The 11421-nt window shown below is 48.3% G+C and carries 11 protein-coding genes; 3 read left to right on the top strand and 8 right to left on the bottom strand.

The genetic code is table 11. The features are described 5' to 3' along the window. Positions 1-20 precede the first annotated feature (20 nt). The 3 genes from V7723_RS12255 to V7723_RS12265 all read left to right on the top strand — a co-directional run bounded on the left by V7723_RS12255 (position 21) and on the right by V7723_RS12265 (position 2117). Complete coding sequence (locus tag V7723_RS12255; RefSeq protein WP_335684763.1) at positions 21-821, top strand: formate/nitrite transporter family protein; 801 nt, start codon at positions 21-23, stop codon at positions 819-821. A gap of 56 nt (positions 822-877) precedes the next feature. Next, positions 878-1573: an IS6 family transposase gene (locus tag V7723_RS12260; protein ID WP_335684764.1), complete on the top strand. Its 696-nt coding sequence runs from the start codon at positions 878-880 to the stop codon at positions 1571-1573. A gap of 124 nt (positions 1574-1697) precedes the next feature. Then, positions 1698-2117 carry a hypothetical protein gene (locus V7723_RS12265; RefSeq protein ID WP_335684765.1) on the top strand — a complete coding sequence of 140 codons (420 nt, stop codon included), beginning with the start codon at positions 1698-1700 and terminating at the stop codon, positions 2115-2117. A gap of 450 nt (positions 2118-2567) precedes the next feature. Here the strand turns inward: V7723_RS12265 and V7723_RS12270 are convergent, their stop codons facing one another. The 8 genes from V7723_RS12270 to V7723_RS12305 form a co-directional block, all read right to left on the bottom strand. Continuing rightward, positions 2568-3275, bottom strand: coding sequence for an ABC transporter ATP-binding protein (locus tag V7723_RS12270; protein WP_335684766.1), 708 nt, complete (start codon positions 3273-3275; stop codon positions 2568-2570). Next, a complete protein-coding gene (locus tag V7723_RS12275; protein ID WP_443024223.1) occupies positions 3275-4042 on the bottom strand; it encodes an ABC transporter ATP-binding protein in 768 nt (255 codons plus the stop codon). The genes V7723_RS12270 and V7723_RS12275 overlap by 1 nt, the downstream gene beginning before the upstream one ends. Next, complete coding sequence (locus V7723_RS12280; protein WP_335684768.1) at positions 4039-5034, bottom strand: branched-chain amino acid ABC transporter permease; 996 nt, start codon at positions 5032-5034, stop codon at positions 4039-4041. Before V7723_RS12280 ends, V7723_RS12275 begins: the two co-directional genes overlap by 4 nt. Beyond that, positions 5031-5915 carry a branched-chain amino acid ABC transporter permease gene (locus tag V7723_RS12285; RefSeq protein ID WP_335684769.1) on the bottom strand — a complete coding sequence of 295 codons (885 nt, stop codon included), beginning with the start codon at positions 5913-5915 and terminating at the stop codon, positions 5031-5033. The genes V7723_RS12280 and V7723_RS12285 overlap by 4 nt, the downstream gene beginning before the upstream one ends. 101 nt (positions 5916-6016) lie before the next feature. Beyond that, positions 6017-7282, bottom strand: a complete 1266-nt coding sequence (locus V7723_RS12290; protein ID WP_335684770.1) for an ABC transporter substrate-binding protein — start codon at positions 7280-7282, stop codon at positions 6017-6019. A 76-nt stretch (positions 7283-7358) separates the two neighbouring features. Beyond that, positions 7359-9740 (bottom strand): xanthine dehydrogenase family protein molybdopterin-binding subunit, encoded by a 2382-nt coding sequence (locus V7723_RS12295; protein ID WP_335684771.1) that lies wholly within the window; start codon positions 9738-9740, stop codon positions 7359-7361. Continuing rightward, positions 9733-10224: a (2Fe-2S)-binding protein gene (locus V7723_RS12300; protein ID WP_335684772.1), complete on the bottom strand. Its 492-nt coding sequence runs from the start codon at positions 10222-10224 to the stop codon at positions 9733-9735. Before V7723_RS12300 ends, V7723_RS12295 begins: the two co-directional genes overlap by 8 nt. Next, on the bottom strand, positions 10217-11089 hold the full coding sequence (locus V7723_RS12305; RefSeq protein ID WP_335684773.1) for an FAD binding domain-containing protein: 873 nt from the start codon (positions 11087-11089) through the stop codon (positions 10217-10219). Before V7723_RS12305 ends, V7723_RS12300 begins: the two co-directional genes overlap by 8 nt. Positions 11090-11421: the final 332 nt, after the last annotated feature.

Below are 11421 nucleotides of genomic sequence, written 5' to 3' on the forward strand. Positions count from 1 at the left end.
TTACCCAAATTGGTTAGCAAATGAAAAATGTCATCCCTCCTGTAAATAACGATGCTTATGCGCCAGATATCATGGCCATGCGGGTCGAAAATGTCGGTGTCGCGAAGGCCGGGCTTGGTTTTATTCAAACTTTCATGCTTGCTGTCCTTGCCGGGAGTTTTATTGCCCTTGGCGCCGCATTCTATACAGTGGTAATGACGGAAAGTGGGTTGGGCTTCGGCCCTGCCAGAATGTTGGGAGGTTTGGCGTTTTCACTGGGACTGATCCTGGTCATCGTCGGCGGAGCGGAGCTTTTTACCGGTAATAATCTGATCGTCATGGCCTGGGCTGACGGAAAGGTCAGCCACAGACAATTGCTCCGTAACTGGGGGATTGTTTATATCGGGAATTTCGTTGGATCCCTTTTCATTGTCTTTCTCGTCGCCTTATCAGGTACCCTCGATTTTCAGGATGGGGCTGTAGGAACGACTGCCATGAGCATCGCTAATAGTAAGATAGCACTAACCTTTGAAGAAGCATTTTTTCGTGGCATCTTGTGCAATATTCTTGTGTGTCTGGCCGTATGGCTATGTTTTTCTGCCCGTAGTGTAATCGGTAAAATTGCCGCCCTCCTCTTTCCAATTTCCGCATTCGTTGCCCTTGGCTTCGAGCATTCAGTCGCCAATATGTACTTACTCCCGTTAGGTTATTTCGCTGGATCAGACAGTGTCACCATAACCGGATTCTTTTTGAATTTAATCCCTGTCACGCTAGGAAACATTCTAGGCGGTAGCGGCTTTGTTGCCCTCACCTATTGGCTAGTCTATCTGCGGAGAAAATAAAGTATTGTCACATTAACTTAGTGGCTAGGAAATCGATGCTGTACTAATCTCGGTCGATGCAAAAGATCTCCTATTCCCGGCATCGTTTCCCATCTCATATTATTCAGCATGCTATCTGGCTGTATGCCCGATTTACGCTGAGCTACCGAGATATCGAAGATCTGTTGGCGGAACGAGGTCTGGATATCTCCTGCAAAACTGTTCGACGATGGTTTCTAAAGCTTGGTGAGCCAATCGCCAAAAATCTGAGGCCTTCCCGCCCTACTCCCAATGATATCTGGCATTTAGATGAAATGGTCATCGTTATTCGAGGGGAACGGCATTTTCTGTGGCGTGCGGTTGATAGCGAAGGAGAAGCCCTGGGTTTTCTCGTACAACCAAGCCGAAACGCCAAAGCTGCCTTGAAGCTGATGAGAAAATTATTGAAGAAGCAAGGTTTTGCGCCGTCACAAATCGTAACAGATAAGCTAAGATCCTATCATAAAGCATTCCGAACTTTGCGCTTGAACGCCCCGCACATTGACAACAAGCGATCGAACAATCGGGCAGAAAACTCGCACCTCCCAGTAAGACGAAGGGAGCGAAAAATGCAGAAGTTTAAGTCACCAGGATCTGCTCAGAGATTTCTCAATATTCACTCAGCCGCTTACAATATCTTCTACCTTCAACGTCACCTAATAAACCGATCTCATATAAAGCAAAGTCGCGCTGAAGCATTCGGCGTTTGGGCAACTGCAAGCAAAGCTGCCTAAATAATTCTACTGAGGCTTCTTCCCGCCTACATGAAGTTAATGTGACAATGCCATAAAAGGTATCATTCATCGAGTTGAACTCAGAACAGATTCAATCTCTATCGACTTAAGCAAAGACGCTTTGATGGAGTTACTGGAGATCAAAGCGGCAGATGACCTCATTAAAGATAGCAATATCATACCCCTCAACATTGCCATCAAAATGCAGCGCAAAGGGGTGGAGGCGAAGTTGGTCATTGCCGGGAATACGAAATCCCGTCAACCCGATCCAGATCTCTGTCGTCTGATTGCCAAGGGCAGATATTGGTTTGATCAGCTGGCATCCGGGGAGGTCAAATCAGTCAAGGAGATTGCCGATAAAGAAAAGATCTTTGATACGGAGGTTACGCGCGTACTCCCCCTCGCTTTTTTGGCACTGGAAATTGTGAAAGACATTCTTGAAGGTCATCAGCCCGAGAGTTTGACTGCCAGCGGGCTTGCGAGACTTAATCCGTTGTCAACGGACTGGTATGAGCAGAAGAAGCGGCTCGGTTACCGTACCTAACTCCCCCATTATATCCATGGACTGGACTCTGAAACAGGGCGACAGAGACGAATGCCAAAATACGGCATATTCGCTCTCAAGGTAGCGTCTCTGTTTACAGGGGATATGACCAAAGCCCTGGAACAGCGGGGTTCTGGGGCGAACCTGGATTGGACCGAGGTTCGCCCCAGAGTGAGTGGTGGAGGTAGCAGTCTGAAGCGAACTCGGCTCCGCAATTTTCCCTGATAAACAGGGAAAAAACAGGGAAATTCGGCCAATTTGACGTAAATTTCGCTTCAAATACGCTATAACCGCTTATTTTCGTTATATTTTTATTCAAATTCCCTAACCAAGACAACCGGGAAAATAATTACCGGAACAAGGAATAAAATTCAAAGATTAGGGAATCTTCGTCGACAAATGTCGGAGCAAAAAATAGCGTTATCAATGTATGAAAACGCTCTTCTCTTATCAAACGGCACAATATCGATTTTGAATTTCTTTGTCAGCCAAAAGATCACTGGCCTGCGCTTCATGAACAATAACCCCCTGGTCCATGATGTAGGCTCTGTCAGAAATTTCGAGGGCGCGTTCGACATTTTGCTCAACCAGCAGGATTGTTTTTCCTTCCCCCTTAAGCCTCGCAAACAATTCAAACATTTCGTCCACCAGCACCGGCATAATGCCCTCACTGGGCTCGTCCAGCATGATCATTTTTGGCGAAGAGGCAGTTGCCCGAGCAATCGCAAGCATCTGCTGCTCACCACCAGACATAGTTTCTGCAATCTGATTGAGCCGTTCTTTCAATCTTGGAAATGTTTGGGCAATTTGGTCAATGACTATATTTTCATCGGTCTTCGACGTTGACGCAGTAAGGCCGAGCCGCAGATTTTCCCGAACCGTCAGGCCCGGTACAATTCGCCGGTCTTCCGGTACATAGCCAAGACCATAGTGATATCTCGTATGCGTTGGTTCCTTCTGGATATCTCCATAATCATCAAAGAAAACACTTCCTTTACGCTTGGCAACCAGCCCCATGACGGTCCGTAGGGTCGTTGTCTTACCGGCACCGTTTCGGCCTATAATTGAGACAATTTCTCCGCGCTTAACCTCGATTGAGATACCTTGAATAATATGGCTATGGTCATACCAGGCATGAAGATTTTCTACTTTCAGCATCAGTGAGCTCCTTGTCCCAGGTACACCCGCTTTACCTCGTCGTTTGATCGGATATCATCGGGTGTTCCCTCAGCCAAGAACTCTCCATGATGAAGGACAATCAAATGGTTAGAAATACCCATGACAAGCTTCATTTTATGCTCGACAAGAATAACTGTGCGGGTGCTGGCCAGATCGGTGATCAAATCCATCATTGTGGACGTTTCCTCCGGGCTCATACCCGCCGTAGGCTCATCCAGCAACAACAGGCACGGATTACAGGCTAGCGCCAACGCAATTTCAAGCGCTCGCTGCTCCCCATGAGCCAAATTTGATGCCAAACGATGATGATGCTGATGCAGCCCAACCATTTCCAACAATGTTGCGGCTTCGTCCTCCATCTCCTTGAATTTGGAGCGTGGTGTCCAGATGTTAAAACGACAGGTCATGGCCTGTATTGCTATCCGAACATTTTCCAGAGCGGTTATCTTAGGAAAGATATTTGTAATCTGGAAGGATTTGGCGATGCCCATTCGGGCAAACGCATGCTGAGGGACACCTGTAATTTCCTTTCCCTTGAAAAAAATTTCCCCGGTACTTGGTGGAAATGCCCCTGACAACACATTGAACAAAGTGCTTTTACCGGCACCATTTGGACCAATGATGGCCGTAAGACGGCCTTCTGGAAAAGACACATTTATATTTGACAATGCTGTGAAACCGCCAAACATTATCGTCACATTTTCAGCCCGTAGTATTTCCGGTGCGGTCGTCTCACCTGCCGTCATCGCGACACCCAATGCAGGATCGAGCCCCAAACTCCTTTGGGGAAGAACAGAACAAAAATCATAAATATGACCCCAACAAATAGCTGCCAGTGGGTCGTGAGCAGTGTGATCACGTCTTCAAGCATCAAAAAGGCGAAAGCGCCAACGAAGGGCCCAAAAAATGTCCCCATTCCGCCAAGAAGAGACATGATGACCGCCTGCCCGGACATATGATAGTGAAGTGAGTCTATGGGAACGACAGACAAATGGATTGCGTTCAGCGCCCCGGCCAGTCCACAGAAGAGGCCTGAAATAACAAAAGCTGTCCATTTGGTCAGCAAAACATTATAGCCGCACGCCCGTGCCCGATTTTCGTTTTCCCGGATCGCCTCAAGAATGGCGCCAAAAGGTGATGCGAGGATGCGTGAAAAAAAGAAAATGGCGCCACCAACAAAGATATACATGAAGTAATATTTCACCGTGGGATCGAACAGGCTAAATGTTGCGAATCCAAGATCAATATCACCCGTCTTCACGCCCGTTAGGCCGTCCTCACCGCCCGACCATTCTTCCATTTGATAAATCAGGTAATAGACGCATTGAGCAAGGGCCAATGTCACCATGGCAAAATAAATACCCTTGGTCCGAATGGCCATCGCCCCCATGATCATCGCAATCAGTCCAGCGCCGAGTATTCCAAGCAAAATTGCCGGCAACCAGGGAACACCGAAATGGACCATCGCAATACCAGTGCCATAGCTACCAATGCCAAAAAACGCAGCGTGACCGAAAGACAGCATCCCCAAGTAACCGAATACCATATTAAAACCCAAGGCAAAGAGCCCATAAATCAGAATATTCACAGCTAAGGCTTCGTAAGGCAGAATGAAAGGGAAGAAAAACAGGATAACTAAAACTGCCAACACTCGGTGACGTCCAATAGATCGCACGACAGAAGAAAGACGCCTGCTTGAGACCTGCATTTCGCCAGTATTTCCAGGAGATCCGCTCATCCCAGGCCCCCTGTTTTACCGAACAGCCCCTGTGGACGAACCATCAGCACGGCGGCCATTAACGCAAACATTGAAAGATCTGCCATATCTGGCCAGAAAAGGGAGGTCATACTGACAACAACCCCAACCAAAAGACCGGCGACAACGGCGCCAACCAAAGATCCCATGCCACCGACTACGGTAACGACGAACGCTTCAACAAGTACTGTTGTCCCCATATCCGGAATCACACTCCGCATTGGTGCCGACAGCACGCCGGCAAGGCCTGCAATAGCAGTACCAATGGCGAATACCACCAACCAGACTTTTGATATATCAATCCCCAAGACCCGTACGATCTCGGTATCTAGGGCACCTGCACGGATAATAAGGCCGTAGGAGGTTTTTTCGATGAACAACCATAGCCCGGTGACCAATACAGCGGTAACAGCGATAATAAAAAGCCGATAAATGGGAAAATATCCAAATCCGAGGTTTGCCGCACCGCGCAGAGCTTCGGGTGTGTCAAAAGGCACGCCTTCCAACCCGAAAAGAATTCTGACAATTTCAACCAGTGCCAAAGCCAATCCGAATGTCAAAAGAAGAGGGTAGTCGATACCGCGACCATAGAGTGGTCGAATGAGAAACCGTTCAACGCCTAAGCCAAGCACGGCAACGGTGAGAGGTACGGCTATAAGAGTTACCCAGAAATTGCCTGTAAGCCCGAGAAAGAAGACCCCGGCATAGGCGCCGATCATGTAAAATGCCCCGTGCGCAAAATTTACAACGTTCAGTAAACCGAAAATCAAGGACAGCCCAATTGCAAGCAAGACAAAAATCGAGCCCAGCGCAAGCCCCGTAAATAGCTGCAAGGCAAAAAGATCTAAAGTAATACCGCTCATTCAAAGGATCCTAATTCAGCCGCGAGTTTAAGACGATCTTGTGAAGAGGTGCCGGTCTAGCCCTCAGGGAGAGCAAGAGCCATGACCGACACCAAAATGGCCTAGCCCAGGCCGAGTTCGTCGCAGGTTCTTAGGACTTTCTCGCTTGGCTCGTCTACAGAAACAACATTGAAGACATCATACTCATTCGCCATTTGAGATTTTGGCTTCGATTCAACGATATAAACCGCCTGCACCGACTGGTGATCGCATTTGCGGTAATATTGTGTGCCTTTATATTTATTATACTTCATGTTCTCCAGCGCTGTGATAACGGCATCCGTATCAGCAGTACCCGCGACCTTCACTGCTTCCAAGAGACCTGCTACGCCGGAATATCCATATGCGCCATAATCTGACGGCGGAGCGCCCTTGTGTATTTTGCGATAAGCGTCGTTAAATGCCTTAGCTGAGGCAGTTTTGTCTTCAATACCCCAATAAAAATTCGAACCTCCGATAACACCATCATACGCAGTGGCTCCACCTGCCCGACGTTGATTATACAGCAGAGCCGGCGCAATCATTTGCATTTGATCCTTCATCCCAAAATTGGTCGCTTGCTTAAGGGAATTCAATTGATCGTAGCCAAAGTTGCATAGGCACAAGACATCCGGCTTGGCAGCTTGAATAGCCGGAAGAAACGGTGAGAAATCCTTTGTCGCCAGCGGATGCTTAACCTCAGCAACCACTTCGATACCAAAAGCTTCCCCGGCTTTTTTAAATCCTCTCGCCATTTCATGGCCATAGGCATAGTCTGCAATCAGAAATGCTACCCGTTTACCCTTTTTCGGGAAAACATAGCGACCGACCGCCCCCGCCGTCATATGAGGATTCAATGCTTCATGGAAAGTGTATTTTGAGAAATGCTTTGCTTCGTTAATCGCATCTGACTGTGAAATCGAGACGTAGATTTTTTTACGGTCCTTGGCGACGCTGTTGACCGCCAACTGCACTGAAGCCGACAGCGAGCCGACAATAAAATCAGCGTTGTCTTTTTCGATGAGTTCCAGAGTCCGTGTGGCCGCTTCGCCTGACTTCAATTTGTCGTCCCGGACCAGAAGCTCAGCCATTCGACCGCCCAACCCGCCTCCTGCGTTAAATTCATCAATAGCCATTTGAGCGCAATTGGCCTGCTCCTTTGCTTCCGAGCCATAGGGGCCGGTCAAGGGTACAGGGAACCCCACCTTAATATTAGACGATGCCGCATTGGCAATATTGAACATCAAAGGGCTAGCTGCTGCCATGGTACCAGTGACTGCCATTCCTTTAATAATATGACGCCGACTAACGCCGTCACTACCTTGCATATATTTTTTTATTTTGGTCATCTAACCCTCCAATGTTAGTTACTTTTAGAAATACTAGTTCCTTCTTCCGGAACCTTTTGAACTCGGTTACGCTTAATCAAATTTTTCCAAGAGCGCGCAAAATTTTGTCCGGAGTGAATGGCATATGAACTACCTTCGCTCCCCGTTGATGTAGCGCGTCATTAATTGCATTCATAATTGTGCCTGGTGCACCCGCTGTGCCAGCTTCTCCAACGCCTTTCGCGCCCAATTCAGTGGTCTCAGTCGGCGTCTCGACATGGCCAACGATAATGTCGGGCATTTCGGCTGCCATAGGCAGCAAATAGTCTGCCATCGATCCATTGATCAATTGACCGTCACCTGTATACAAACATTCTTCATAAAGGGCAGGTCCAATTCCCTGCACCACGCCTCCCCGGGTTTGTTCGGCAACTAACTGCGGATTAATGACTGTGCCGCAATCCTCGACAACCCAATATTTGAGGATCTTTACAAGCCCTGTATCAGTATCCACCTCCAGATGGCAGGCATGGGCCGCATTGGTAAAGGCGAAAGGATAACTACGGGAGACAAAATGCTTAGTGGCGATCAGCTCGGGCTGAATATTTTCTGGCAGAATATCGCTACGGAAATATGCTATCCGTCCGAGCTCTGAGAGGAGCATTCGCTCCTTCCTAGTAGCAAAATCGACAATCAATCCCTTCTCGGTATCCAGATTTCTGGGGTCAGTTTGCAGGATTGCTCCTGCGATTTTGAGAATATTTTTTCGTAATTCTTTACCTGCCTGCAGTGCAGCCTCACCGCCAATACCGGCGCCGCGGGAGGCCCATGTGCCTCCGCCATAGGGAACAACATCGGTGTCCCCAGTGATGATCCGAACATCACCGATATTAACGCCAACAGCCGAGGCCGCAATCTGAGCAATGATCGTTTCCGTGCCCTGACCTTGTTCCGTAACGCTTGTGGAACAGGTGATACCTCCAGTCGGATCCAGCCGGATGGTACACCCATCTTGTGAAGCAATTTTGGCGCCACCCACGCCATAAAACGCAGGACTGGGGTTCGTGAGTTCTACAAGGCTCACAAAACCTATACCACGCAGAATTGGCCCTCCGGACATTTCAATCTGTTCTTGTCGCAGCGCTTCGTAATCGACCATCTCAACCAGCTTATCCAAGCATTCTTGGTGAGATTGGCGTTCGTAGATCGCGCCAGATGGTGCCGTATAGGGATAAGCGTCAGAATGTATAAAGTTCTTTTTTCGAATATCCAAAGGGTCCATGCCAAGCTTTCGGGCGCCCTCGTCAATCAAATGCTCGGCAACTGCGACAGCAATTGGCTGGCCCACTCCTCGATATTGGCACATGACATTTTTGTTCTGGAACACGACTTTTGTTTTGGCTCGGTAATTTTTGTGCCTGTAAGGACCACCGGTGAGATTCAAAACCTGGTTCGCCTCTATTCCCGATGTTCTTGGATATACCGAGTACGGACCAATTCCAGTAACATCGTCAATATCCAACGCCAACAAATCGCCGTTGCTGGAAAAAGCTGCTCTGGCTTTAAGCTCATGATCGCGAGCATGAACATCGGTGGTAAAACTTTCAAGGCGATCTGCAACAAATTTTACCGGGCGGCCTAACATCACCGATAATGCGCCAGCCGTCATTTCATCCGAATAGGTGTGGAGTTTTATTCCGAAAGACCCACCAACATCCTTGCAGATAACTCGAACCCTGTTCTCATCCAGCCCAAGATGTTTGGCGAACAGGTTTTTTGACATATGCGGACATTGTACCGACATATAGAGCGTCAGCATTTCATCCGCCGGATTGTAGTCACAAATTATGGAGCGTGGTTCCAAGGAAACGCCGGTATGGCGATTAAAATGCAAGGTTTCCTCAACAATGCAATCGGCTTCCTCAAAGGCTGCCTTGACGTCTCCGATTTCAATGTCACGCTCAAAACAAAGATTGTCGCCGAGTTCGGGATGAATAACAGGCGTTTCCTTTTCCAACGCCGTCATCATATTCGTGACGGCAGGAAGCTCCTTGAAATCCACGTCGATCAAATCAACGGCGTCTTCGGCAATGGCACGGCTAGTAGCAATTACAGCGGCGACCGGCTCGCCTTGCCAAAATACTTTGCCATTGGCCAGCGGCCATTGGGGCGCAGATTTAAGGCCTTTCAAGTGATCCAGAACTCCTACCCATGGCGTACAGTAATCCTTGATGTCCTCCATGGTGACAATTCGAAGCACGCCGGTAACAGCTTCCGCCTCTTGCTTGTCTATGGAAACGATCTCTGCATGGGCATAAGGGCTTCGACAGAACGCCAAATGAACTGTCCTTGGCAAATTGATATCGTCTACATAGGTTCCTCGCCCTTGCACTAAACGCTTCGCATTCGAACGAATTACTGATTTACCCACGTAAGAATTCGGGCGATCAAGAAAGGCCTGTGTAAGAATTTTATTCATCACCCAGCCTTTCATGCCGCTGTTTGGCCGTCGTTTCTATTGCATCAATGATAGATTGATAGCCGGTGCATCGGCAGTAATTTCCCGACAAATGCTCCCGGATCTCTTCTCTGCTCGGGTCAGCATTGTCAGCAAGCAGCTCGTCAGCAGACAACACCATGCCCGGCGTACAGAACCCACATTGCAAGGCATTGCGAGAAACGAAATTCTCCTGCAGATCGCTAATGCGTCCGGATTCGGAAGCGCCTTCGATGGTCTCCACTTCCATGCCATCGCACTGAACGGCAAATGTCAGGCATCCACGGACCGTCACATCATTCAGTCGAATAGTACAAGCTCCGCAAACACCATGCTCGCACCCAAGATGCGTGCCCGTCAAACCCATGGTGGAGCGTAGAAAATCCGCAATAGTTTGCCGCGGCTCGATGGTGGCGGATACAGGCTCACCGTTTATTTTCATGGTAATTGCGATTAAGTCAGCCATGTGCCCGTTCCTGACTTTGAAAAGCCGTTAGAGCCCGAGCAAGCAATATATTCGCCATATGCCGTTTGGCTGCTGCAGAAGTCGTCAGATCTTCAAATGGCTCGATATCTTCCGACAAAGCCTCGCAAACTTCACTTATCTTGACTTGGTCAAGCGGAGTTCCTGATAAAAGACGGGAGGCTGCCGCAGCTAATATCGGCATCTCACTTACACCGAAAAATGCTAGACGCGCCAATTTAAAACAACCGTCTCGAATTTCAGCATGTGCTGCAAGACCCACCATCGCGTAGTCGCCTTTACGCCGCGCAATTTCATCAAAATAAGCACGACTGCCCCGACCTGCTATCGGTACGTCAACCGAAACCAAAATCTCCGTTGCCTCCAAGGCGGTAGTGTAGATCCCTTTAAAAAACTCCTCCGCTCCTAAAGAGCGTATCCCGGACGAACTTTGGATATTAAACTTCGCATTCAGGGCAACTGTACAAGCCGGTAGCTCTGCCGCCGGATCCGCATTGCAGAGTGAACCGCCAAATGTCCCACGATTTCGAATGGTAGTGTGGGCAATATGTGGCATTGCCATTGAAATGAGTGGTGCTCTTTGGCTAACATCTCCAGACTTCATTACATCAATATGACGGCTCATGGCACCGATTCGAAGGATGTCTCCAGTTATTTCAATACCCTTCAAGGCATCGACACGAGCCACATCAATCAACATTTCGGGGGCGGCCATCCGCATATTCATCGCCGGGATCAGGCTTTGCCCGCCCGCCAGAATTTTTGCGTCATCACCGAATTCGTCTAGGAGTGAAAAAACCGCTAGCAAATTGTCTGGTCTGGCATATTCAAATGAGCCTGACTTCACGTTGCCCTATTCCCATCAATTTTTTATTTATCAGTTGATAATTAGTTATATATCATTTGATAAATAAGCTGTCAATGACTAGGTTCAATCTGAGGTATGCGCTATGATGCTTAACAACGGCGCACTACACCAAAAATGCGATACCGGAGCGGTAATAAACTGTTCCTATTACGAAAAAGAAGAGCAGATCATTGATGACTAAAGAGACTTCACGCAAGAGACTGGACAGAACGACCCGGGAAAAATTGATTGTCGAAGAAGCAATAAGATTTTTTGCCGAATTTGGCTTTGAGGGACGAACCCGTGACCTCGCCAAGCGTATTGGCATCACA

Origin of the sequence: Sneathiella sp. (assembly GCF_036960985.1) — a bacterium.
Classification (GTDB): domain Bacteria; phylum Pseudomonadota; class Alphaproteobacteria; order Sneathiellales; family Sneathiellaceae; genus Sneathiella.